Source organism: Enterovibrio nigricans DSM 22720, from assembly GCF_900167155.1.
GTDB lineage: Bacteria > Pseudomonadota > Gammaproteobacteria > Enterobacterales > Vibrionaceae > Enterovibrio > Enterovibrio nigricans.
In genome coordinates this window covers 18,421-43,444 of sequence record NZ_FUXU01000030.1, presented here as the reverse complement: position 1 = coordinate 43,444, position 25,024 = coordinate 18,421, and the positions used below count along the sequence as shown (strand labels likewise).

23 protein-coding genes are annotated in these 25,024 nt (G+C 47.7%); 17 read left to right on the top strand and 6 right to left on the bottom strand.

The window, feature by feature from the left end; genetic code table 11:
* Positions 1 to 26: 26 nt before the first annotated feature.
* Positions 27 to 1,262, bottom strand: coding sequence for a hypothetical protein (locus tag B5D35_RS12215; protein ID WP_078752854.1), 1,236 nt, complete (start codon positions 1,260 to 1,262; stop codon positions 27 to 29).
* Positions 1,263 to 1,350: 88 nt separating this feature from the next.
* On the opposite strand from B5D35_RS12215, the gene B5D35_RS12210 reads away from it, so the two are divergent.
* Positions 1,351 to 2,376 carry a permease gene (locus tag B5D35_RS12210; protein ID WP_078752853.1) on the top strand — a complete coding sequence of 342 codons (1,026 nt, stop codon included), beginning with the start codon at positions 1,351 to 1,353 and terminating at the stop codon, positions 2,374 to 2,376.
* 28 nt (positions 2,377 to 2,404) lie between these two features.
* Positions 2,405 to 3,127, top strand: a complete 723-nt coding sequence (locus B5D35_RS12205) for a hypothetical protein (RefSeq protein WP_078752852.1) — start codon at positions 2,405 to 2,407, stop codon at positions 3,125 to 3,127.
* Here B5D35_RS12205 and B5D35_RS12200 read toward each other — a convergent pair.
* Positions 3,111 to 3,455 (bottom strand): ArsR/SmtB family transcription factor, encoded by a 345-nt coding sequence (locus B5D35_RS12200; RefSeq protein WP_078752851.1) that lies wholly within the window; start codon positions 3,453 to 3,455, stop codon positions 3,111 to 3,113. The genes B5D35_RS12205 and B5D35_RS12200 overlap by 17 nt on opposite strands.
* 305 nt (positions 3,456 to 3,760) lie before the next feature.
* Between B5D35_RS12200 and B5D35_RS12195 the strand changes: the two genes are divergently transcribed.
* The 13 genes from B5D35_RS12195 to B5D35_RS12140 all read left to right on the top strand — a co-directional run bounded on the left by B5D35_RS12195 (position 3,761) and on the right by B5D35_RS12140 (position 18,800).
* Positions 3,761 to 4,444 carry a hypothetical protein gene (locus B5D35_RS12195; protein ID WP_078752850.1) on the top strand — a complete coding sequence of 228 codons (684 nt, stop codon included), beginning with the start codon at positions 3,761 to 3,763 and terminating at the stop codon, positions 4,442 to 4,444.
* Between the two features lie 9 nt (positions 4,445 to 4,453).
* Positions 4,454 to 5,293 carry a transporter substrate-binding domain-containing protein gene (locus tag B5D35_RS12190; RefSeq protein ID WP_078752849.1) on the top strand — a complete coding sequence of 280 codons (840 nt, stop codon included), beginning with the start codon at positions 4,454 to 4,456 and terminating at the stop codon, positions 5,291 to 5,293.
* 14 nt (positions 5,294 to 5,307) lie between these two features.
* Entirely contained in the window at positions 5,308 to 6,156 is an 849-nt protein-coding gene (locus B5D35_RS12185) for an ABC transporter ATP-binding protein (RefSeq protein ID WP_078752848.1), read from the top strand.
* Positions 6,147 to 6,611, top strand: coding sequence for an OsmC family protein (locus B5D35_RS12180; protein ID WP_078752847.1), 465 nt, complete (start codon positions 6,147 to 6,149; stop codon positions 6,609 to 6,611). Before B5D35_RS12185 ends, B5D35_RS12180 begins: the two co-directional genes overlap by 10 nt.
* A 12-nt stretch (positions 6,612 to 6,623) precedes the next feature.
* The gene (locus B5D35_RS24880) at positions 6,624 to 7,034 is read left to right on the top strand and encodes a hypothetical protein (RefSeq protein ID WP_244556578.1); all 411 of its coding nucleotides are present in this window, start codon (positions 6,624 to 6,626) and stop codon (positions 7,032 to 7,034) included.
* Positions 6,962 to 7,429 carry a long-chain fatty aldehyde decarbonylase gene (locus B5D35_RS24875; protein WP_244556577.1) on the top strand — a complete coding sequence of 156 codons (468 nt, stop codon included), beginning with the start codon at positions 6,962 to 6,964 and terminating at the stop codon, positions 7,427 to 7,429. Before B5D35_RS24880 ends, B5D35_RS24875 begins: the two co-directional genes overlap by 73 nt.
* A gap of 16 nt (positions 7,430 to 7,445) precedes the next feature.
* Positions 7,446 to 8,603, top strand: a complete 1,158-nt coding sequence (locus tag B5D35_RS12170) for an NAD-dependent epimerase/dehydratase family protein (protein WP_244556576.1) — start codon at positions 7,446 to 7,448, stop codon at positions 8,601 to 8,603.
* Entirely contained in the window at positions 8,596 to 10,950 is a 2,355-nt protein-coding gene (locus B5D35_RS12165; protein ID WP_078752846.1) for an efflux RND transporter permease subunit, read from the top strand. Before B5D35_RS12170 ends, B5D35_RS12165 begins: the two co-directional genes overlap by 8 nt.
* A gap of 4 nt (positions 10,951 to 10,954) precedes the next feature.
* On the top strand, positions 10,955 to 11,773 hold the full coding sequence (locus B5D35_RS12160; RefSeq protein ID WP_244556575.1) for an outer membrane lipoprotein-sorting protein: 819 nt from the start codon (positions 10,955 to 10,957) through the stop codon (positions 11,771 to 11,773).
* A gap of 224 nt (positions 11,774 to 11,997) precedes the next feature.
* Positions 11,998 to 12,882, top strand: a complete 885-nt coding sequence (locus B5D35_RS12155) for an alpha/beta hydrolase family protein (protein ID WP_078752844.1) — start codon at positions 11,998 to 12,000, stop codon at positions 12,880 to 12,882.
* Positions 12,883 to 13,171: 289 nt separating this feature from the next.
* Entirely contained in the window at positions 13,172 to 13,906 is a 735-nt protein-coding gene (locus tag B5D35_RS12150; RefSeq protein WP_078752843.1) for a hypothetical protein, read from the top strand.
* Between the two features lie 294 nt (positions 13,907 to 14,200).
* Positions 14,201 to 16,828, top strand: a complete 2,628-nt coding sequence (locus B5D35_RS12145; RefSeq protein WP_078752842.1) for an NHL repeat-containing protein — start codon at positions 14,201 to 14,203, stop codon at positions 16,826 to 16,828.
* 277 nt (positions 16,829 to 17,105) lie between these two features.
* Complete coding sequence (locus B5D35_RS12140) at positions 17,106 to 18,800, top strand: RluA family pseudouridine synthase (protein ID WP_078752841.1); 1,695 nt, start codon at positions 17,106 to 17,108, stop codon at positions 18,798 to 18,800.
* A 32-nt stretch (positions 18,801 to 18,832) separates the two neighbouring features.
* Here the strand turns inward: B5D35_RS12140 and B5D35_RS12135 are convergent, their stop codons facing one another.
* The 4 genes from B5D35_RS12135 to B5D35_RS12125 form a co-directional block, all read right to left on the bottom strand.
* Entirely contained in the window at positions 18,833 to 20,218 is a 1,386-nt protein-coding gene (locus B5D35_RS12135) for a methyl-accepting chemotaxis protein (RefSeq protein WP_078752840.1), read from the bottom strand.
* Between the two features lie 4 nt (positions 20,219 to 20,222).
* Positions 20,223 to 20,513, bottom strand: coding sequence for an ABC transporter substrate-binding protein (locus tag B5D35_RS25210; RefSeq protein ID WP_269808648.1), 291 nt, complete (start codon positions 20,511 to 20,513; stop codon positions 20,223 to 20,225).
* The gene (locus tag B5D35_RS12130) at positions 20,491 to 21,354 is read right to left on the bottom strand and encodes an ABC transporter substrate-binding protein (RefSeq protein WP_269808647.1); all 864 of its coding nucleotides are present in this window, start codon (positions 21,352 to 21,354) and stop codon (positions 20,491 to 20,493) included. Before B5D35_RS12130 ends, B5D35_RS25210 begins: the two co-directional genes overlap by 23 nt.
* A gap of 169 nt (positions 21,355 to 21,523) precedes the next feature.
* Positions 21,524 to 22,540: a helix-turn-helix domain-containing protein gene (locus B5D35_RS12125; protein ID WP_078752839.1), complete on the bottom strand. Its 1,017-nt coding sequence runs from the start codon at positions 22,538 to 22,540 to the stop codon at positions 21,524 to 21,526.
* A gap of 266 nt (positions 22,541 to 22,806) precedes the next feature.
* On the opposite strand from B5D35_RS12125, the gene pepT reads away from it, so the two are divergent.
* Both pepT and B5D35_RS24560 read left to right on the top strand, forming a co-directional pair.
* Complete coding sequence (gene pepT, locus B5D35_RS12120) at positions 22,807 to 24,138, top strand: peptidase T (RefSeq protein ID WP_078752838.1); 1,332 nt, start codon at positions 22,807 to 22,809, stop codon at positions 24,136 to 24,138.
* Between the two features lie 152 nt (positions 24,139 to 24,290).
* The gene (locus tag B5D35_RS24560; RefSeq protein WP_078752837.1) at positions 24,291 to 25,019 is read left to right on the top strand and encodes a hypothetical protein; all 729 of its coding nucleotides are present in this window, start codon (positions 24,291 to 24,293) and stop codon (positions 25,017 to 25,019) included.
* Positions 25,020 to 25,024 lie beyond the last annotated feature (5 nt).

Sequence of the window (25,024 nt, the reverse complement as noted above, 5' to 3'; positions counted from 1 at the left end):
GGAAAGCGTGATAGTGAGCCGCTGACTTAAAAGTAGTAAGTGACAGTCATTTCACCGTAGTTGTCTGTTTCCAGCCCAAAGAAAAAATCAGCGGGCGACATACCAGAAAAATCGAATAGGGAAATTGCCAATTCGACGTTCTGGTTGATCCGCCGAGTCAGTGTTGCTTCCAAAATATTGCTGTGGTGGTCGACATCATGAAGCAGAGAAAGGCTTAACGCAGTCGCATCCACGTCATTGAATGAGGTGTGCATGGCCAACAATACATCGTGTTGATAGAGAGACAGCAAGGCATCGCCTAACGTATTGTTGCTGTATTCACCCACCCATCTCACGTCAATACCGCTACTGAATACATCAAACATGCTGTACTCGCCCCCAACGACATACTGCGTTGTTTCCTCAAAATGACCTTGTTGAGTGGGTGCTTTTGAAGAATTCAGGATTTCAACTTTGGTCAGTAGATTTCCCGTAACCCATTGTATGTCGAGCCCCATTTGTGTTCCGACGGTATACAAGGGCGAAAACTGGCCAGCATCGAGCAAAAAGGCGGGTTCACGGTTGATACCATGAAAACCCACCAAGGCAATATCAACAGCGTCGAACGAGTAGGCATACCGCGCTGCAAATCCGGGATAGTAGGCGTTCTGGTTGTCTTGCCAGTACGTATTGTCACTGTCAATCGAAAACCCTGATGAGAGTCGCTCTGTGTCTGCCCGAAATCGCCGCTTGGGTGTGTAGGGAAGGTAGTAGAAGGTTGCCAGTCCATCACCGATATACCCAGATAGATTGATGAGTGGCTGACCTAGCTTGGTGTCTCCATTGAAGTCAGAGCCGAGATCTCGTTGGTTCAGAATGTCGAGAATTTGTGCACCTTCACTTGCTCCCCAAAATACGATGTCGTATCCCACCGTCATTTCCCATTGTGCGAGATAAGCAACGAGACGGCTTTTGTAAGGGGCAAAAAATGGCGAGTCGTCACTGCGGTTTCTGGCCCTGAGGCCGGGTTCAAAAATCAAAAATACGTCATCCGACATATCTGTCCGAATGCGTGGAATGATGTCTATCTGTGTCTGGTTGGGCGCAAACCCGTCGCGGTGTTCCCAATATTGCAGGTAGCCAAATGAGATTTCTCCAGAGAGTGATTCAGCCAAAGTGAGCGGAGTGACATTGACTGAAACGACAAACAATAACGCCCTCAAAAGCAACGTTGGCCGTCTCTTTCTTACCTTCTCACTATTGAGCAGCCTGGTTAAAAACATCTCGGTGTTCCTGACATATCCATTTCTCTTGATATATTGAATAGTAGGTAATGAATGATGAAAAGTGAACTCAAGGGAGGGGGTATGTATGGCCAGTATTGTTTCTGGGCTGATTAATTTTGGCTATCACCGGACGTTTCTGGAGCCGGTTTGGACGGTTTTTTTACTGACGCTACTTTTAATCGCAGTGATAGATCCGCAACAATTTGCCATTTCACTTCGGTTTATGGGCGACACGTTTGTATTAATCGTCCCTTTTATTCTGGCGTCGTCACTGATTTATGCGTATGTCTCGGCCACGCAGGCAGACAGTTTGATTGCCAATGCGCTGCAAGGGCGTCAAGCCGTTGTCATTGTGACAGCTGCGATGTTTGGCGCATTGTCACCATTTTGCTCTTGTGGCGTGATCCCCTTGATTGCCGCCATGTTGGCTATGGGTGTGCCGTTAGCACCTGTAATGGCGTTTTGGATAGCAAGCCCCGTTATAGACCCCGTTATGTATCTTCTTACGGCTGGCATAGTTGGCTGGGAGTTTGCCACGCTCAAAGCGCTTGGCGCCATAGTATTGGGTTTAACCGCGGGGTGGGCGGTATATTTTGCTCAGCGAGCGGGCTATCTTCTTAACCCTCTAAAACCATCAGTGACAGGCGATACCACGACGTTAACCCAAACGGATAAACCCGTATGGCGATTCTGGGAAGAAGCACCGCGTAAGGCAGTGTTCATCGAAAAAGCCACCAATATTATGTTGTTGCTGTTGAAGTGGCTGGCGTTCGCTTTTTTGCTTGAAAGCTTGCTTGTGGCGTACGTGCCGACCGAATGGGTAGCATCGTCTTTTGGCGGAGATACGCAAGCGCCGATCCTCTGGGCAACCCTTATTGGTGTCCCTGCGTATATCAACGGCTATGTTGCAGTACCACTTATCGCAGAGCTTATTAATAAGGGCATGCAGCCAGGAGCAGGAATGGCATTTCTGATTGCGGGCGGTATTACCTCTATTCCTGCAATGATTGCAGTTGTGGCAGTTGCGCGTATTCAGGTTGTTATCTTCTATGTCGGCTTCGCGCTTGTTGGTTCTTTTGCATGGGGACTGATTTATCAGCTGTTCGCGTGAACCAAATTGATGAGTGAAACGGAATAAAATGGCAGGTAATGAACTGCGTATATTGTTGGCGTCTTTTGTTGAGCCAACCGTAACGACAATATTTTTTTTTGTGTCATCGGCGACATTCAGTTTACTGTTTGCCCTGATCTATGTGCTTTGCGGTCGAAGCCAATCTATTTTAGTGCGCGTGATAGCAGGGCTGCTCATCGAAGTATCCCGTGGCGTGCCGACTGTGGTGTTTGTGCTTTTAATGGGGAACATAGGGCTGGCGCCTTATTTTTCTGGATTGGATCTTGAAGGTGCAATTCCCGGAGTGGCTTGGGGTTTTAGCGTGACTGCTGTTTTTATTGTCGTTGGGTTGGCGTTTTCCAGTTCTGGGCATTTGGCAAAAATCATTGAAGCGGCGATTTCGACCATCAAACCTGACACGATGGAGTACATGGTAACGCTTCATCCCAGTGTATGGGTACGGGTAAAGCTCATCTTCCTTGAGTGTGCGCCAGCGCTTATCCCAACCGTATCAGCCAGACTGGTTCACCATCTTCACAATACGGCGTTTATCTCGATGTTTCCGATTTCTGGTATTTTTGCTGCTATGCGTACGGGCGTTATCGAGACGGCGCTGGTTATCCCTTATCTTGCGCTTGCTACGTTGCTGTTTATGCTACTGGGCTCCACCATTCACATAGCGGGGAATCAGCTTGTTAAACGGCTTAAACGCCGACGTGATGTGAAAGGGACATTCAGTCTGACTGACTGAATCCGCTTTGTAGGCTACTTACCAAGTCCTTTACCATATCACTTTCACCCCCACAGCACTGCTCTAGCAAAAAGGTAAGAAGTATGCCGATGGTTTCCATATTGATAGAGTAATGGATCATGCGTCCCGACCGTTTTCGACGTACCAGTTTTGCATTGTGTAGGATCGAGAGGTTAGTAGACATAGTGTTTTGGCGGATGCTTAATCGTTCGGCTACCTCACCAGAAGATAAGCCTTTTCCCCCGGCTTTGATCAGAAGCCTAAACACATCCAGTCTTGTTTCCTGCGCAAGCGCAGCGAATATCTTTGCTGATTCTTCTGAATTCATAGTTATAGAGGTTTCTGTGAATAATAGTCAGACCGAGAGTCAATGAGTAAGCGTCACAAATTACATCCACATCTATGCGTGTTGTAAATCGCACCTTTATCAACACATCGGAGGTGTGGCTAGTTGAATACTAACATGCTGCCACCAAAAACACACAGTTTCATAACCCATTGAGCCAATGAACCATTTTCTCTGGTCTCACAATTGAAATCCATATATCGGTATATCTCGATATAATGAATATATGGATTTCTTTACACGACTCTCATCCCTAGGGAGCAGTGCAGGGTAGGGGACAGTAGCGTATGGAAGGCGGCTTGGAGATTGCTCAGAAGATGTTGATAGGCTTGCCTCATGCACAGCCCGGAGGTCTTGTGCTGACATGGTGTTTGTTTCTTTCCACGATTGCCTTATCAGTGCCTCTTTCTTATGTGTTGGTCTGCGTATGTAGCAAACGTCAGTTTTCACAGGTGGGGGCAGGTGCCAGTTTTGCGTTGCTTAGGGCTATACCGCCCTTGGTGATTATTTTCACTATCGACTTTTTTCTGCCGTTAGAGACCTTCACAAAAGGCATTCTGGCATTGACGCTTTATTCCATGTCGCACCTGGTGCCCATTTTTGCCAAGTATCTTCACTTGTACCCCGAAAGTTTGGTGCGGGTAGAGGATGTGTTGAAGCTCGGGCTTCTGGCCCGTTACGCCCGATTTCGCGCCTACTGGGTATTTAAAAAGAGCTTCCCAGCGATGCATACCCATTTTGTCTCGCTGTTTAAGGACACCAGCATCGTCATATTGATTGGATTGCTGGAGTTGAGTGCGCTAACAAATTTACTCGCTAGCCGCGCTTATCGCCTTTCTGATTGGCTGACCATTTTTGCGATTTGTTCCGCTCTCTATTTTTTCAACGTGCAGCTACTGAACCTTGTTGGTGAGGGGCTGCGTCACACCGTCTTTCGGTCAACGTACACAATGACCCGAAGCATCAACTAAGGAGAGTTTATGTTCCAAAGAACTGCCTTTTTCATCACCGCATGGTTGGCTTTTTTCTTTTCGCCGGCCCAAGCAACGGAAAACGGCTCGGTTATCGACAAGGTAAAAGAACGGGGTGAGATTATCGTTGGTATCCGTCAGGACAACCCGCCCCATTCCTTTATTGATGGCGCAGGGCAATGGGTGGGATTTGATGTCGATATTGCCAACGCCGTTGCCGATAAATTGGGTGTCAAAATGACGCGTGTTCCGGTTGATGAAATCACCCGTATTACTTACCTGCAAAACGGCAAGATTGATATGGCGGCGGCGTCAATGAGCCACACATGGAAGCGGGATGATGCGGTGGATTTTTCACAAACCTATTTCTGGTCGGCGCAAACCTTTTTGGTAAGAAAAGACGGTGCGAAATCACTGGACGATCTGGTGGGAAAGAAGGTGGGTATGAACCGTGGCAGTCATTCCATTGGTAACTGGAAGCACTGGCTGGAGAAAAATGGTCATCCGGTCAATGAAGAAGACATTATTGAGTTTGGTAGTAAGCATATAGCGATGAATGCCGTGCTGTCTGGAAAGATTGATGGTTGGGCAGAAGATGCGGAAGTGCTGGCGAGCTACGCCAAACCGAATCCGGAGTTGACGGTGCTGAGCGGTGAGGCGATCGGTATGAAGCAAGATGGCCTTGGTGTGATTGAAAATGACAGCAAGATGCGAGACGCCATTAATCGAGCCCTACAGGAAATTGAATCCAGCGGTGAATACCTGACTATCTACAATCGCTGGTTTGGGCCTGACAGTGAAACGCCTATGCCATTGGAAAACCGTATTGAGGTTTGGCCTCAAGGCTAATCGGGGAGATGCCAATGTTTTCACGTCAGTCATTGCCTAGCCCTAATCTCTCGAAGCCGGCTTTGCTTCTTCAAGATGCCAAGGTGCGTATTGTGTCAGGCGCAACATCCGGAATATTAAGTGGCTGGTTTTCCGCGCCTGCGGCGCAGGAATCGGTCTCTGTGTTAAATGGTATCAATCTCTCCGTCCCGACAGGGGCGTGGTACATGTTGGTGGGCCCCAGCGGATGCGGTAAATCGACACTGTTAAGTGTATTGAATAACTTAACGCCGCTCAGCAGTGGTCAGGCTCTGAAGTTTGGTGTGCCAGTGGATTGTTGGTGTCGCAAATGGGAGTGCTGCCCGGGTACGCGAACGGGCACTGTTTTTCAAACACCGGCCCTATTTGAGCAGCTCACCGCGTTGGAAAACGTCTGCATGGGTTTCGAATGCCGCGAAAAATGCACATTGCAGGAAAAACAGCAAAAGGCCCTGTCGGTAATGGAAGAGTTAGCTATCGCTCAGTTTGCGAATCGCTATCCGTCCGAGCTCTCCGGTGGTCAGCAACAGCGTGTGTCAATTGCACGCGCGTTGGCTGGGGATCCAGATCTGCTGTTGATGGACGAGCCCTTGTCTGCACTTGATGAAGCCAACGTTCAGACAGTGAACGAAATTCTGCTGGCGCGCCAGCAATCAGGCACCACGATTTTGATGGCCTCTCATCGGTTGGACGGTTGCTTGGAAGCCTGCACCGCCCGAGTCGATATGAAAGATGGGAGAGTGACTGCCATCAGTGCCTGTAACCACCTGCCTTCGGCAACAGAGAACTTGGATGCTGTTGCTTTTAACCTCCCTAATACAAGGAATGAACGCGTATGGAACTGAAGTCGCTAGACACCCGATTGTTCGATGTGCAGCTGACCTATCAAACGGATTACCTGTTCAAAAATGTCGCCAGTGAGCATGGCAACCAAGCGGGTGAACCTTATTTAAGTGATGAACCTGATCCTGTGGGTAACAACAGCGGGCCATCAACGCCTGCGTTACTTGGAAGTGCTGTAGGGCATTGTTTGTCAGCATCACTGTTGGAGCATATGCGCTTTCACGGTGCCAAGACGCACGAAGGCTGCATAGTCACTGACGCACAAATTACGGTACATAAAGGCGAAGAGGGCTATCCGCGTATCAGAGAAATAAATGTGACGATTACGGCAAGCGATGGAGGCGGTTTAAGCAGTCAGAACCGCGCTTCAATCGAACGGAATTTCAAGAAGCATTGCACCGTCTCTGCTTCTTTGTCCTCTGCTTTCCCTATCAACGTCACTGTCCAGTGGACATGAAGGAGAATAGACGTGTCAAACCTAATGATAGAAACGCAACGTGTTGAAAACCAAGCCTACAAAGATTTGTTGGCGTATGTGGTGACCAACACGATATCGGGTGAAATCATGGCAGTGAACAACTACACCACCATGGTTCCACTCATCGAAGACGTGGATGAGAAAATCCACGTTGTGAAACAGGCCCGAGATGAAGGGGGGCATATCAATGCGCTCTCCAGACTCGGCAAGCATATCGACTTTCCAACCATGAAAACCATGGTAGAGCCACAATGGAAAGAGATTGGTCGCTTCGTCAAAGAGCGAGCGCGAGAAGGGGATTTAACGTCTGCATTATCGCGCAAGACATCATGGTTGAAACCTTTGCGACCGTGGCCTACACGGCGCTACAACGCAATACGGACAGGCACACCACTCGCTTAGCCGCGAGCATTTTAGTCGAAGAAATCGCACACCTTCAGCATGGTGTTGATGAAATCCATCGTATGCTCGACGTTGATGATGAAAAGGTGCATCGCGCGTTTGAACTGGCACACAAGGCAGTGATGCCAGCCATGATGAGCATGGTTAATTACAACTGTTTCAGCCTGTGTGACCAGCTTCAAATCAAATGTTCTACCGTGTCGCTTGGCGTGATCGAACAGGATTTAGATCAATTGCGCATCGATGCGATCGATACCTATATGGACAAAATAGATCGGATTGGTCTGGATCCCAACCGAGTCGCGCCATTACTTTCCTCTCTGGTCGATGATGACGCCTCCAAATGGCAACCCAAAAACAAAGCGGATATCTCAGGAAACCGTTGTTGTCATTAACATGGACTGCCGGGTGATGGCTCTATTTCGTGATGGAGCACGTTCGCCTGGCTTTAACAAGGACGAAAAGCCTATGCGAATACTTGTGTTAGGTGCGAATGGATATGTAGGACGTTTGGTTGCAGCGGCGGTACTTATGGAGGGATGTCATCAATTGGTGATGGCATCCAGAGACCCTGAGTCGTTTGAGGCATTAAAAAAAGACATCGTCACACTGGCAAGGGAAACGCTGGACGCAGCAGGGGAGGGCTTCCCGCTAAATGAAAAAGCACTAGCGGCGTTGATCACGACCATTCGTTTTGATGACAAGGTGTTTGATGCCCCTGAACTGGATGGGGTCGATATGGTGATAAATTGCATCGGCTCTGTGGAATATTTCAACGAAGAAAACCTGAATGCCGTCAATGTGGTACTGACGGGCTGGATACTCGAACAATCGAAAGCGAAAGGGATTGATAAGCACATCTACATATCTACGGCATTTGCGCCGGCCGTTAGTGAAGGGGCGATTGAAGAGCGGATCTATGGCGATGAAGGCGACGATCTAACACTGTATACCCAAACAAAGCGCAAAGCTGAACGACTGGTTGCGGCTTCTGGTCTTGATTATCTTATTGTGCGTCCATCAGTAGTGATTGGTGACAGTCGCACAGGACGCTATGCGGGGAAACGGTATGGTATTTATCAGTTATGGGATGGGGCAAAGCGTCTGCTACCCGGTCACATCGATGTTATGCGCCTTGCTTGCCCTCAAGCTCGAATGAATTTTGTCCATCAGGACGCCGTTATTTCCGTGATGCAGCATGCCCTCAAAAAACCATTAAATGGTCAAATCATCAATCTGGCGTCAGATTCTTCACAAGCCCCTACTATGGAAGCGCTATGGTCATTGCTGTTTGAAGAAATCGGGCAGCCTGACTCATTGGAATGGGCGCCCACCAATGACGCTCTCGACTATCGCGGACTGTCCACACGTGTTCGTGCCTTCAATGCGTTTTGTCGGACAAATTTGGATATCGCCAGTCGGAACTGGATGTTCGACCGCACTAGCATCAATGCGATGAAAGCAGAAGGACTGACGTTTGCGGAGGCACAGTTACCCAGTATCCGCATTTGTCAGTCGCATTTTATGGCTTTGTACAATGACAAGAAGGGACGGGTATTTAATGAGTGAATATCGAGATGAAACATCGGGTGTCGAGCGGTGGTTGATGCGCTTGGTGTCATCGGTACTTACCCATCCGAAAGTCACGCTGGTAGTCGTACTCAGTACACTCTTGATGTTCGCGGGTGGGTTGGCGAAACTGGAAGTAAATAATTCGGCCCGCGTGTTTTTGGCGGTCGGTTCTCCAGAGAAAGTGGCGCTGGATGAGCTGGAAGCCAACTATTCCAAAGATGAAAACGTCATGTTTGTGGTGGTCCCACCGGATGGTGAATCAGCCACAAGCCCGAAAACACTCACCTTGATAAGAATGCTGACGGACGAACTTTGGTTATCTCCTTATGCCAGAAAGGTTACCTCGTTGGTGAATTTTATCGATCCTATTGCGGATGCCGATGGCAACGGGATGATCGTTGATGATCTCATTCTCTCTGGCGATGAAAATAGCCCTGAGACTCAACAAGCACTGACACGATTTTTCCAAGACCGGCCAGATGTAATGGGGAATCTGGTGGCTAAAAATGGGCAGGTCGCGACGGTATTTCTAACCGTCTCGATGTCGAGTGATGACCTACAGGCCGTGAAAAAAGTTGCGCTTCATGCCCGTGAACTACAAAAAACATATCTTGAGCAGTATCCCGACTACCAGATTTATTTAACAGGGCTGGTCATGCTCGACTATGCGCTGACGGAAGCCAGTGACGCTGATTCCGGCTCGTTAGTGCCCGCTATGATCGTATTGGTTTTGGTGCTGATTGGTGCAGTATTCCGCGCGGTTGTTCTCTCATTAACGGTTTTAATGGTGATCTTATGTAGTATTCTCGGTGCGGTTGGCGCAGTGGCTTGGATGGGGTTTCAGCTCAATACGGCATCGGGAGCTGCGCCGTTAATTATTCTTGTGTTAGCGGTCGCGAATGCCGTCCACATCATCGCAAAAACCTATCACTTTCGGCAAAACATGCCCAAGGTAAAACCACACAATGTGGTGCTTGGGGCCATGGCCTATAACGTTATTCCGCTCTCTCTGACAAACCTGACGACGTTTGTTGGGTTTATGAGCCTAAATTTCTCGGATGTCGCACCGTTTGGTGAGTTGGGTACCATCGCTGCGTTAGGTGTTTTGACCAGTTTGATTATCAATCTAACGTTGACACCACTGGTGTTGAAAACGTGGTTGGAACGACGGAAAAAGCCGCTGCCAAAACTGCCCAAGATTCACTTTGGTCGATTAGCCATGCGGGTTTGCGATAATGCCCGATGGATCCTGTTTGTTTTCTCAACGTTAGCAGTGACCGCGCTGCTCGGCATGCAACTGATACATTTCAACGACAATTTCGTTGAATATTTCGACGACCGGAACAGCTTTCGCGTGCAGACCGATTTAGTTCAGGCGCATTGGGGTGGTATGGGGTTAATTGAATACTCATTTGATGCCCCTGACGGAAAGACGGTCGCCGACCCTGATTACTTGAAACAACTGGACGCGTTTGCTGACTGGCTCCGTGTGCAGCCTCATGTGAATTCAGTTATCGCGTTGCCCGACCACCTAGCCAGATTACATCAAGCGTTCAATAACACACCGTCCCCTGTTTTACCTGATGACCCTTATCTTAGTGCGCAGTTGCTAACCACCTATGAGATATCCGCACCGTATGGACACAGCCTGAGTGACAGGGTCACGCCGGATTATGCGTCGTCACGCGTGTCAATCATGACGGACAATCTCTCCTCTGCGGAAACTATTACCATTGAGCAGGCCGCAAATGTTTGGATGGAGGAGCACGCACCTTTGCTTGCCGGTACTGCGGGCACAGGGCTATCACTCGCGTTTGCTTACGTGTCTGAACGAAACAGTCTGTCGATGTTAATGGGAAATCTCACGACCATCATTACCATCTCATTTTTACTTTCGCTGGCCTGGCGGTCTTGGAAAATGGGGGTTTTCAGTTTGATACCGAATCTCCTACCCATTCTGATCGTGCTTGGGATCTGGGGCTATTTTGTGGGTGAGATCAATCTTGCCGTTTCTGTCGTCGGTGCCATGGTCATGGGCATCGTCGTGGATGACACCGTGTATATTCTGACCAAATATCAGGACTCGCGCCGAAGGGGCAATTCTGTAGAACAAGCGGTGATTGATGTGTATTCCGGCGTGGGGTTGGCACTGGTGGTGACCACCCTTGTGATAGCACTGGGTTTTGCCGTGATGGCGACATCCAGCTTTGCGATTAACGCCAATCTGGGTTTGCTGGCGTTTGGCGTCGTGCTCACGGCGCTGCTTTACGATTTTCTCTTTGTTCCAGCGCTATTGATCGTCGCCGATAAAAAAATGCGCCATCACTCGATTCAGGAGGTATAAGAAGGTGAAATATTTATCTTGGATACTGTCGGCACTCGTGATGGTCACGTCAGGACTCATGGCCAATGAGGCGGGAAGTGACCCAAACAATGATGCGAAAAAGGGGCGTGAAATCGCCGAGAAAATGGATAAATCCTACAGCGGCTATGGCACGTCGAGCGCTGATGGGGAAATGATTCTGCATCTTGGCAATCGTGAAGTGAAACGATCGTTTCGTAGCGTAACGTTGGAAGATTTGGGTAATTCGCCAAGTGAGTACAATGTGCTGGTGTTTGAATCCCCTGGTGACATGCGGGGAATAGCGCTGCTCACTCACGCCAAAACAGAGCCAGAAGATGACAATCAATGGCTATACCTTCCCGCGGCTTCGCGTACAAAACGGATATCCAGCTCAAACGTGTCGAGGAAATTCGTGTCGTCTGAATTTTCGTATGAAGATTTGGCAAAACAGGAAGTGGATGAGTACACCTACAAGTGGTTACGGACTGAAGCGTGTCCGGGGAGCGAACTGACCTGCGAAGTCATAGAAACCTATCCGAAGAATGAAAACTCTGGATATACCAAGCGGGTGATTTGGGTGGATACCCAAGATTTCAGAGCACAGAAAGTGGTATTTTATAACCGCCGTGGTGTCCATGAAAAAACGCTGCTGTTGTCAGAATATACCTTGCCTGAGAATGGTCGGTGGCGGCCGCTCAATCTAGATATGACCAACGAGTTGAACGGAAGAAGAACCGTGATGACATGGTCAAACTATCAATTTGGTGAGCCGCATGGGAAAAAGGATTTTATGAGTCAGCGGCTGAAAGCATTGTCTCGTTAGATTGAACGGGATGGTGCTAGCTTGAATAAGCAGGGGTATTTATTGGCGTTTGCTGTTTAGCCATCGATGCCCCTGTGTCCCGTCAAATTTGTTATTTTCGTCAGCATTACCGAAAAATCGGTACCTTTATTGTTTTTTAGTACGTCCTCGATCCTGTTCTAGGTCGCATGGTTACTGCCTCTGCATCATTCTTGACTCAGATTGATGAACAGAAGGAATCCACCATGAAGCAGTTACTAGTAACCCTCATTTTAATGATGTGTAGCCTAAATGCAGCGCGAGCGGGGTCCGTTGGTTTTACGCAAATCACATTGCATGATGACCCCAATCGTTCACTCAATGTCTCCATTTGGTTTCCAACCGAGCAGAAAGGTTATGTGGTCGTCGCGCCCGATCATCCCGGTACAACCACTTACGATCGTACTATAGAGAATGCTGCGAAATGGTGGCAAAGACCGAGAGATTTAAGCCGCGTGCTGACCTATATGCTTGAAAAAAGTGCGTGGCGAGGCCTGTTGGATACAACAGATGTTACGGCTATCGGCCACTCGTTAGGCGGATGGAGCGTACTGCAACTCGCGGGTGCAGGGTTCGACCGAGAAACGTTCAAAACCCAATGCACGCTCTTTCCCAATCCAAGGGTATGCGGGCTGTCGGACGAATTAGGTTTAAGCAACAAGCAGCTAAATGAACCTGAAAGGCACCAGTTGGTGGATCACCGGGTGAAAAGGGTGGTGAGTTTCGATTTAGGCATGGCCAGAAGCTTTTCACCCATGAGTTTAAACGGAGTAAAAACGCCAGTACTGATTTTGGCGGCAGGCATAGACATTGGAGACCTCCCGCAAGCGCAAGAATCAGGTTATCTCGCAGAGCATATTCCGCTACAAAACAGACGTTACAAAGTCTATGAGCAAGCGTCCCATTTTAGCTTTATGCAGTTATGCAAAGACGGCGCGGTTGACCTGTTAAATCAAGAGGAACCGGGCGATGGTATCGTGTGCCTCGATGGGAAGGGGGCGAATAGGGAAGCGCTGCACAAGCAAATCTTTAGTGATGTGGTTGGATTTATAGAGAATGGACACCGCAATAATACCAATGGGTTACGATGAAACCGCCGAAATTGACATACTTCTCGGAACAGGGGGAATGATGAGAGGAGTGCTTTTGTATCCGAATGAAGTGTCGGCTGCGTGATTGCAATGAATTTCTGTGAGGGTTTAACGTAAAAGGCAAACTGTCACATTAATACTTACTCAATTTTTATCCAATATTAGCGTGCATTGGTTTAGCCACAACTAATCAAAGGGCATTCTCAATATGGATGCAATTTACGCCGTTTACGTCATTTTATACTCGCTTTTATACCAATAGGCGTTGCGTTAGAAAGGCGAGGGAACGATGAAAAACATAGCATTTGGTGTAACACTGCTTGTGCTTTCTGGCTGCGGTGGTGGTAGTGGTGGGGATGGAACTGACGGCGGTAGTGGCAGCGGGCGAAATAATACTGCATCTGCATGTTATAACGCTTCGTTATATTTAGTGGGTACGAGAGTGCAGGAAATACGCTCAGTGACGAGCAATGGTGTTACCCAACCGAATAACGTTACCACGACTGAAGTTATCAAGAAGCTTACTTACCAAGGGGTGTCAGACGTACTCGAAATAACATCTACAGGCTCAGATGCTACAACCACGTATGTTGTTGCCAATGACGGCAAACCTTCTATTACAACCCTAGGCTCCAATGACGGAACCGAGGAAGTCGTGTACCAGCCGAGTGGTATTGCGCTTGATTTTGATCTTGCTGCGGGACAAACACGTAGTTACCCGACTGTGACTGAAATCACGGGGGGAGCTGAATCCGCGACGTACGACTACTCCATGACTTACGTGAAAAATGAAACCATAACCGTTCAATCGAAGACATTCGACACCTGCCAGATGGTGTTGAAGATTAAATACGTCGAAACAGCAACGGGTGTGGTATCAAATGCCGTGTTTACCCAGAATATTGGTGTTGGAAATGGCATCACGATCCGGGAAAAAGTTGAATCGTCGTCTTCTAATGGATCCTCGTTTATAAGCATCGATGAATTAGTGGTAGCCAACATCAATGGTAAGCGCGTTGAGTGAATTTCTGCCGTTTGGTCATCTGTCGTCAGAGCAATCTATTCTCATTCATTACCCATACTTTGCGTTTAACTAGAGCCATTCGTATCTCATGCTTGAGCGTCATATAAGGTGCAAGAGTCTGATTAAAAAACATCAAAAACAAGATGTGTATCAATAATGAGAAAGACCTATTCAAAGTAAGTGAATAAGCTCTAGCGAACATCATCATTCATCGAAAAACGTGTGCTGGAAAAAGGCGCGTAGAGTGGGGTGTATACGCTAACTAAAAATTATGGACGATGGGTATCATTCACGATGAAAAAATCTTTGATTTCAATAGCAGTTTTAGCTGGAGCGCTCGCGTCGGCGCAAGCGATAGCAAGCTGTGCGGGTAACGTATATTCAATGAATGCAGGGCGTAACCACGTTGGCCTTCTTTTGGATGTTCAAGAATTGGACAAAATGACTGGCATTTATGCGACAGATGCGGTGAATCGTTCCACTTATCACTCTCGCACTGTGTTTAGCGGACCTGCGATGTCGTATAACCCCATCTCCGATCGCCTCTACTATACGAATACAACACAGCCTACTGCTTTCCATGTTGAAGTCCCAGAAAGTGATTTCTCAGCAGATGAATATGCAGGGCTTGACCTACATGGCAAGACGCTCAATCAATACCAGCTTGCCTATATGGATCCTAAAACCGGAAAGCATACGGTGGGACCCACAGTCAATAAGCAAATCTTGCGTATGGCATTTCATCCAGATACGGGCGAGCTGTTCGCATCTGATGCCATGACAATTTTCAAAATAGACCCTGAAACGGGTGAAACGACCAATGTAGGTAATTTCGAAGACAACTTACGCTTTGGTGGCTTCACCAGTTGGGGCTCGTTTGTGTTTTACGAAGGCGAGCTTCTGTTTGTTACTAACAATCGTACTCTTAAGATAGATACAACCACCGGTGCAGCATCACTAAAAGCCTTCCACTTTATTGATTTCGTAACGGCAGCAACGTTGGATCAAAATGGTCAATTGTTGGTTTCGGCGAAGAACCAAAATGTATCTGGGAACGTGAACAGTAATGCGCTATTTCGTCTGCTGCCATCGACTGGTGAGAAAGTGCGTGTCGGCCTTTTTCCTAGCAGAATCAGCGCAATGGGAACCGTAACATCAAAAGATCACACGTGTTATCCCAAAACCGTTTTCCCAAGCGAGCTAAACCCTGAGGTAACGGGAATTACACTCGGCTCAGCGTCTGTGAGCGAAGGATCAGTAGCCAATGCGACTGTTAATTTGGACGAGGAAACCAAAAGCTCGACAGCGACACTGAGTTTGTCTCTTACCGACGGTAGCGCTGTGCTTAACAGCGATTATCTCAACACAGTGACGCTGCATTACTCAGACGGAACGACGGGCACGAGCGCAATTTCCTCGACGCTGACAAAACTCACCTTGCCACAAGGCATAACGTCTGTCCGTATCGCTATTCCTACTATGGACGACAGTACAGCTGAAAATAGTGAAAGCTTCACCATTAGCGCTTGGACGAAAGATGACAAGAGTGATCTTAGCAGTGCCTCGATTGTTATCGCTGACGACGATGGTTCCGGTACTGGCACGAAGAGTTTGGAAGGAAATGGAAATAATACCCCCGATGATTCTGCTTATGTAACCACCACCAATCCAGATGGCAGTTATACGGTCGTTTGGCGTGGATGGGATGGTAATTACCACGGGAACAATAAAGTCTATCTGCAAAGCTTTAACGCAGACGGTACGCTCAAAGGTGAAGAGCTGACGTTCGGCACGAGGGAGAAAATAGAATCGCCTGAGATAACCATGTTGAACGACAAGGGCGATATGCTGGCAACATGGACGGGTTACAACAACAACGCCAACCTTGTAGTACATTCCTATGCGCAGGTAATTTATGCCAACCCTAGTGAGCATAATGGCGCGACGATGGGACCCGTCATGGATCTGGGACCTTCAGAACTCAGATCGGTCACCTCTGCACATTCGGGTAATACCAGCGTGATCGTCTGGCAGACCAGTTTCTCTATATACATGCAGCTTCTTGATATCAATGGCGACAAAGTAGGTAATGCCAGTGTAGTGGGTGCGGTTTCTGCTAACTCAAACGGTTACCCTATTGTCTCCGCGCCAGAAATCACCGTATTGAGCAATAGCAACTACGCCATTTCTTGGCGCCAAGGTTCGACGGGTACAGCCACTAATATCGCGATGCTATCTTCTGCGGGCAGCACCATTGGCAGCACACAAACGCTCAACATCGGCGGTACGGATGGCAACGCAGATAAAGAAACTAATATTGTCGGTATTGCTAACAGCAAATACGCAGTTGTTGGTTCATCTGGCGGGGTGGTTAAATTGGCTCTGATGGATGGTCGAATCAACAAACCAATAGGTAATTCTATCAAAACACTCAGTCTATCTGGTACTACTGCCAACGACTCTCCATCAATCACAACGATTGGGACTGAGGGTAAGTTTGTCGTGGTTTGGCGTGGGATAGAAAGTGGTGAATGGCACACTTACATGCAACACTTTGATGAAAATGGTGAGTCGAGCTCTGCGGTTGATAAGTTCATAGCGACGGGGGGGCATGGTCCAGCTAAAGTTGTCGGTGTCGGTACTGCTGGGGACTATGTGATTGTTTGGGCGGCAATCGGTGACAGCCAACGCTACGAAGTCCGCGTTCAGAAATACAATTCTGATGGTGAAAAAGTCGGCAAGCAATTGGCCTTCACAGGCCAGGACACCAGCGACAACAGCTTGAACTTCGACATCACCCCCGTCGGCAACAAAGGTGCCTTTTCTATCACGTTTGATGGTAAGGATTCCGCCGCAAATGGCAGCGACAGATCGATCTACGTGGTTCAGGTCGATGAGTACGGCAGCGTGATTCAGCCATAGGCAATCTACGCAATCCATTCAAACGGTTACGTACTTTCAAAAAGCCAGCAGTCAGGTACTGTTGGCTTTTTTAATGCATTTCATCCTGCCGTGGGGAAGGGCTAAAGGGCGGTTAATTCGTCGAAACAACACAAAATTTAAACAGTTATCCTTGCCTTACGGCCTGCCTTTATACCACCAGAAGGTTATGCTCACTATGCGGCTGTCCAGCGAGGTGGTATTCCTCGTTTAAACAGGTAAAATCGCGCCTCCTTTGTGTCGCTGATAGAATTTGACCATGCACCAATCAGACGAATTTTTTACCCGTTTTAATGCCACTATCGATCAATTCGAGCTGCCAAGTGCGTTTACGTTTCCGTTTTACTATCAGCCGCATCCACTGTGTGTACTCGCAGCGAATGAATTGCAGCAACACCTCGTTACCCAATCTGACTGGCAGCATGATTTTGGCCTGACCGATAAGCATGAACTTTCCGTGGATTCGGGAACAGGAAAAATGTTTGGTGTGCTGTTAGTGCGATCGCCGCAAGGTGAGTTAGGTTATTTCAGTGCGTTTTCGGGCAAAATCGCTGAGCAAAACCTATTGCCCCATTTTGTGCCGCCTGTGTTTGATATGCTGGCTGAGGAGTGCTTTTTCCAACAGGAGTTGGAATGCATAACGGTACTTAATTCCAAAGTGAAAACGCTCACTGCCAACCCGTTGTTGTCAGAATTGGCTGCGCAGTTGGCACAGCATCAAAGCGATTATAACCAGCTAGAACAACAGCAACGTCAAGCTATGATTGAGGGACGAGCGGCGCGTAAAGAACAACGTATACAGGCGGAGTCAACCCTTACAGGGGACGCACTAACTTTAGCCTTAGACGGCTTAGCCAAGCTAAGCGTCGCTGAAAAGAATGTGCTCAAATACCTTAAATTGGAGTGGGACGAAAAAATCGGTCTGGTTCAATCGGCACTAACGGCGTTAACGACTGAAATCGCGCTCGCGAAGCAAGAACGTAAAACCTTGTCTAACGCTCTTCAAAACAAGTTGTTTGAGCAATATCGTTTTCTGAATGCACGCGGGGAGGCAAAATCCCTCAAAGACATCTTCGCACCCACTACTCACCCGGTACCGCCTGCTGGAGCGGGAGAGTGTGCGGCACCTAAGTTGCTGCATTATGCGTATAAACACGGCTTTACACCGTTGGCGATGGCCGAGTTTTGGTGGGGAGTGTCACCGAAATCTGAAGTGCGCCAACACAAAACGTTTTACCCATCTTGTCATGGGAAATGTAATCCTATTTTGAATCATATGTTGGAAGGGCTAACCGTCGATCCGAACCCACTTGAAAGGAACTGGGGGGAAGATAAAACGTTAGACGTTATCTATCAAGATGATGCCATTGTCGTGGTCAACAAGCCTTCTGGCCTACTGTCCGTTCCTGGTAAAACCATAAATGATTCGGCTTACACTCGCGTTCAGGCTCTGTTCCCTGATGTCGAAGGCCCTTTTGTACTGCACCGTTTAGATATGGCGACGTCGGGTTTGTTGGTGTTTGCCCTGACAAGACGCGCAAACAAGAGCTTACAGAAGCAATTTATAACGCGTGGTGTGGAAAAGCGTTATATTGCGATGGTGGAAGGGGTAGTAGAACAGCCGCAAGGTGAAATTAATTTGCCTATGCGCGGCGACCCTGATGATAGGCCACGCCAGTTGGTCTGTTTTGAACACGGTAAGCCTGCGACGACATATTGGCAGGTGATTCAGGTTGAAGCGGGCCGTAGCAAGTTACATATGTACCCGAAAACTGGCCGCACTCACCAACTTCGCGTGCATTGTGCGCACCACCTAGGGCTGAACATGCCAATGATTGGCGACAGTCTTTACGGTGAAAAGGATGCTCGGTTGCATCTACACGCTGAACAGCTGTCGTTTGATCACCCTTACACGCACGAGAGACTGACGTTCAGTGCGGAGTGTGATTTCTAATACCTTGCTCGACCAATTAAGTGAGCAAGAAATCAGGACGCTTTCTTGCTCCCTTTGATCAAATCTTTAATGGTATCTGTGACTTGCTTGAGTTTTAGGCTTTGTTCTTTGTAGCTCATTGATACCTGCGACGTCTCACTGGCAATATGATGATTGTGGTTAACAATGCCAGCCATGGACTCCATGGCGGAGTTAACCTGAACAATGCCTTTCATTTGTTGGTTAAACGCTTCACTGAAAGAATCTATTTCTTTCGCTAACCCTTGAATTTGTTCAGAAATACTTGAAAAGCTCACTTGTGTTTGTTCTGACAGTGTTTTACTTTCCTTCACACGAATTTCCGTTTCTTTGACGATTTCTCCGACGGTGGCCATCGAATCTTTCAGCAACTTATCAATGTCTTGAGAAGCCTGACCCGACATCAATGCCAGTTGTCCCACTTCCTGCGCGACAACTGCGAACCCACGGCCATGCTCTCCTGCGCGTTCAGCTTCAATAGAGGCATTGAGCGACAGGAGCTTGGTTTGAAAAACGATGTCATGGATGACCTTGGTGTAATCCGAAATTTTCTGAATAATGTCATTAATTTCGCGCAACTGTTTATTTGAGTTCTCAATGAGTACAACAGAGTGCGCCATTTGATCCATGTTCTTGCTGCCAGCACTGCTGAGTTCAAGCGTGCCTTTTGAGACATCCAAACAACTCAGCACATTTTCGTTAGTCTGTTTCACCATTTCGGTAATTTGGGAAATAGCCGACACGTTTGAATCAAGCGCTGCACGCTGTTTTTCCACGCCGTCTGCCAAATCTTCCGCCCCTTTTAAGACAAGGCGAGAGTTATCAAGTGCCGCATCGGACACTGAGGCGAGATCTTGTGTAATGGCAATCAACGGCCTAGAAAGGCGCGAAGCAACAACATAAATAATCCCGCACAACAGGGCGATGATGGCAAAAAAGCAAAACAGAACGACTTGTAAATTTCGCTGAAGGGCCGCAGTGGAGTTTTTCTCGTTGTAGACGATATTCAGCGTACCGAGCAGATCACCGTCTTGTGACAGTATCTCTTCAGAGTATGTCTGCGCGTCTGATGTGATAGCCTTGGGCTGAATTTCCGTGTACGGGATACCTTGGCCGTCGACAAATTCAATGTGGTCGATATCGTCATCCTGCATACCGACTTTGACGAAATCTTCCAGTGCAGACAAGTCGTAATTAAGGATGTATGTCGTGCTTGATTGTTTTAAAAAGTTTGCCAATGATTCGACTTTGCCCTGTTGGATCCTCGAAAGCTCTGTCGAGGTCATCTGATGAAAGAAAAGGGCTGCGACGGTCAGGAATATCGTAATGCTGCCAATCAATGGCAGCAAGATACGATAGCGCAGGGAGAGCCTTGAAAAGAGCGTTATCCACTTTGTCATACGATCACTTCATCTTTTGGATAGGGACTGCTTTGCCGTTTTCAATTTTAGTGAGATAGACATCGTCTAAACCTTGGCGGTCAGATTTTCCGAAATTGACCTGCAAACCACCAAAATCTTTGTTTTTCATGCCTTCCATGGCATTCACAAAGCGGTCTCTTGTTAAGTGAGAGCCTGCTTCATTTAACGCTTCTACAATGACCATTGCATTGAGATAGCCTTCAAGCTGAGTGTAATACGGGCTGTCGACACCGTAGTTGCCTAGATCTTTCTTAAATTTGTAACGTGCTTTCATCGGGATTAGGCATGACCTGAGAAATGTAACTGCCATCGCCATCAGGGCCGAGTTCCGCGATAAGTTTTTTTGTACCAACAAAGGAAATATTGGCGAACTTAGGCGTGAAATTTTTGCTGCGTGCCATTTTGATAAAGGCACCGCAGGCTTTGTACGCACCCACCATAATCACAGCGTCGGGTTGCTTCGCCATGATGCTGTTCAATCCTTGTTCCACGTTTAAGGTGTTTCTCTGATATCTGCCTTCCGCGTGGATTTTCAATCCTCGTTGTCTCAATGCACGTTGCACGCCGGCTTTGCCCGCTGCACCGTATCCGTCATCTTGAATAAAAACCGCAATCTTTTTATAGCCAAGGTCATTAATGAAATGATCGACCAGTTTTTCGGTTTCATTAAAGTAGCTTGCCCTAACGTTAAAGATATTTTTGTTGGCTGGTGTTCGCAGGAACTCGGCACCCGTAAAAGGGCCGATATAAGGGATTTTTGCACGGTTGACTTCAGGCACAACCGCTTTCGATGTTGGTGTACCTACAAAGCTGACCAACGCGAACACTTTATCGGTATAGATGAGACGCTTCGCGTTTTTTGCTGCGCGATCTGGCTCATAGCCGTCATCCAGCGAGATGACTTTTATTTGTCTGCCGTGAACACCACCTTGCTGATTAATCTTCTCAAAGTAGGCGAGCGTTCCTGCTTTTACGCCATTACCTAACCCCGATGCAGGGCCAGATAGGGCATTACTCATACCAAAGGTGATCGTGTTGTCGGTGACGCCAACTTCGGCAGCAACTGAACAGGAAAACACCCAAAGTGCGCCGATGATGCAACGTAAAGAGCTCATTGATAAATCCCCTATCAATAGATGAGTTACTTGTGAGTATAGGAAATAATTCACATGTCTCATTATTGATTTAATTAAGCAGCGTGAGGGTTTAGTTAATGCTCACGGATTCCCAATGAGAAAGTAAGGGCTTTGGTCGAACAGACAATTTTTGCGGTGTAGCTATTCGTTATTCACCTTTTTGCCTAAATGCCGAAGGCGATATTCCTGTAATACGCAAAAACTCGCGATTGAAATTCGATTTGGTTTGAAAGCCTGATTGAAGATAGATCGCGGTAATACTCTCATTCGTGCTTATCAGGAGTTGCTTGGCAAATTCAATCCTGTATCCGTTCATGACTTTGGAAATATTCTCTCCGTAGATTTGATTCACAGCTGAAGATATTTGCCTTGCCGGAATGCCGAGTTTTCTGGCTAATCGATTCAACGTTAAGTCTGGGTCGAGAAATGCTTGTTTTTCTTTCATAAGAACGTCGAATTTATTGACGATATTTTTGGCATCGATGTGACCTATCAGGCTTGCTGTTGAAGTGGGGGATGAGGCCGTTTCTTCCTGAGAATGTTTCACGCTTGACGGTACGCTGGCGCTGACAATAACAACGGTAAATACAATTGCAGGGATAAGCACAAGATAGCTGGTGGAAAGGATTAGCTGCACGTGCTCAGCGTTGTTCACCATAAAATCGTAACTTAAGACGCCATCAATGAGGGCTGAAAACAGGAGTAACCCGCCAGCGGTGCGTTCAGCGACGACAACGTTACGAATTGTGGATATCCGAACGCCAGCGGGTATCGAGAAAGACGAGGCGATAAGGAAGCTGCCATACCCCAAATACAGGCTGACAAGGAGTATGTCGACGGCATTTAACCATAACTCATGGTTAAACGCGCAGATGGTCACGGCAAGAGGGCCGATTAGATGGCGCCAAGGTCGAGAGTGATTGCCATGTGCTCTGGCAAAGCAGAGCCATGCTGCCATGGGGATAAATGCGCCAGTAATGGGCTGAAGGAATCTAAGCAGAGCGATATCAAAGCTCCACCTTAACCCGACGATGGCGGTTGCGAGTGCGCAAAGAAGAATAAACCCCATCGTTTTTATTCCTGAGTGGGGCTGCTTTACCCTCACAATAATGGCGGTGAGAAGCAAAAGTAAGGAAGCGACAAAGGGAAGAGGAATTGAAAGCATTCACGTTCCATTGTGTTAGGAAAAAGAGGCGTTGAACTCACGGGTAAATGGTAACGCGAACAGAACAAAATTCATACGCCAGGTAACGGGTTATAAATGCAGACAATGCGAAGTGGGAACAGATGTGTAACACCTTGTTTACTTGCTGATTTTACGAAGTAAATATCTGCTTTCTTTCAAAATAAAAGCGGTGCACATCACGTTTTATTGTGGGATAGGTGCTTATATTGACGGCAATTTTCCGAAGTATATAGAAAGGGCGCACCGTGGATATTGTTAGTCGTTTTATCCGTTACACCCAATTCAACACTACCTGCAATCGCAAAAATGCCGCTGAAGGCCAAATACCGTCCTCAAATGGGCAGTGGGAACTTGCCCGTCACTTGGAAAAAGAACTGTTAGAGCTTGGACTGGAAGACGTTAACGTCAATGAAAAATGCATTGTTACCGCGACGTTACCTGCCAATACCAACCAAGATATCCCGACCGTGGCATTTTTCGGTCATCTGGATACCAGTGCAGAGCGTGATACTGATACGCATGCGCAAATTTTGCCGTATTCCGGTGCTGATCTTTGCTTGAATGCTGACCTGGGCATTTATCTGAAGCAGTCTGAATTCCCAGAACTAGAAAACTACATGGGTGACGACATCATCGTGACTGATGGTACTAGCTTGCTGGGCGCAGATGACAAAGCAGCGATTGCAGCCATCATGAACGTGCTGGCACATTTGAAAGCGAACCCTGAGATCCCTCACGGCACCATCAAGGTCGGTTTCCTTCCTGACGAAGAAGTAGGCCTTCGCGGTGCTAAGGCGTTTGATGTAGACGCGTTTGGTGCTGATTTTGCCTACACGTTGGATTGCTGTGCGATCGGCGACTTGGTGTATGAAAACTGGAATGCGGGCGATGTGAAAGTGATTTTCCACGGTCAGTCTGCGCATCCAATGTCCGCCAAAGGAAAGCTGAAGAACTCGCTGCTGATGGCGCACAAATTCATTGCCATGCTGCCGGGGGGTGAGGCTCCTCAATACACAGAAGGCCGCGAAGGTTACTACTGGGTAAAAGAGCTGCACGGCAACAGCGCACAAACTGTTCTGACCCTTGATATTCGCGATTTTACCGAAGAAGGTTATGAACAGCGCAAAGTGTTCATGAAAGCGATGGAGACCAGCTGCAATGCACTGTGGGGAGAAGGCAGTGTGACCTTAACCGTCTCTGATCGTTACTCCAACGTCGAAAACAGCCTGAAAGGCGAAAACCGTTACCCTATCGATATTGCAAAAGCAGCCTATGCGCAATGCGGCATTACGCCAAACGTGATTCCAATGCGTGGCGGCTATGATGGTTCAATTCTGTCTCAAAATGGCTTGCCTTGCCCTAATTTGTTTACGGGCGCACACAACTTCCATTCCATCTATGAATATTTGCCCGTTAAATCACTGCAAGCGGCAAGTGATGTTGTGTTGGCCGTGGTTGAGCAAACGCGCCTTCACTTCAACAAACGTGCGAATAATGATTCGTTTTTTTTGGCACGACTGAGTACCTGTTACCAAGAGCCTCAAACGAGGCTCTTACTCCTCCTCTTGTCCTTTTAGATGTCGTCTTCATTCCTCCTCATTGCTGGCAAGTGACATCACTTCTTTGTTCAAACTCTTCGAATGTCTAACTATTAACACACCTTCGATATCGACCGATTATCACTGCACCAGTATGGTAATTGTTCAAGTGGCATACCGCAGGGACGTGGATGAACATCACTTATCAGGATTTGTATTGGGGCGCGCGCTACCACCTTAAAAAAGATGAGCTTGGCCAGTATTACCTTGTTGGGGTAAAGCAAAAAATTTTTGTGGTGCTGGGTGTTGTCTGTCTTATTCCCTTAGTAAGTTCAGTCGTGATGGCCGTTGTTTCTGTCGTAAGAGGCACAGGCAATGAGGTTTTTTTTATTGGCTGTGCAATCTTTCTTTCCCTTCTCTGTACTGTGTTTTTTTCCTGCAGGGAACGCTTCATTTTCGGTCGAAATCGTATCGCGCATTGTGTTGGATGGCGTGGCCTTTCGCTGTCTCAGGTGACTTTCTGGCTTGTTTCTGATTGCAAACTGACGGTGACCCCCATCATTGAGTATAAAAAAGGCTGTTGGCTTGAGCTGAGCGCGAAGGGAGAGCGTGTTTGGCGAAACAGCATCGGCAACTTTGAACAAACGGCAGAACTGGCTGATTTTCTGGGTGTGCAACATGGCATTGAGGTGTTTGATCATGTCTCTGACTGGCCCAATATCCAGCCTCTTTTTTCGGCAAGCGACAAGGTTTCTGTAAGCGCAAAGTCTTCCGCAAACGTCTATCCCTTGAATGCGTCATCGCAAGATGCGTATTTGGAATATCAGGTCCACGGTTCGTTGTGGCGACTGCTGTTTGCGTTTCCTGCCGCGATGATTGCAGCCACGGCTTTGTACCTATTCAGCGTATTGAGTGCATAAACAAG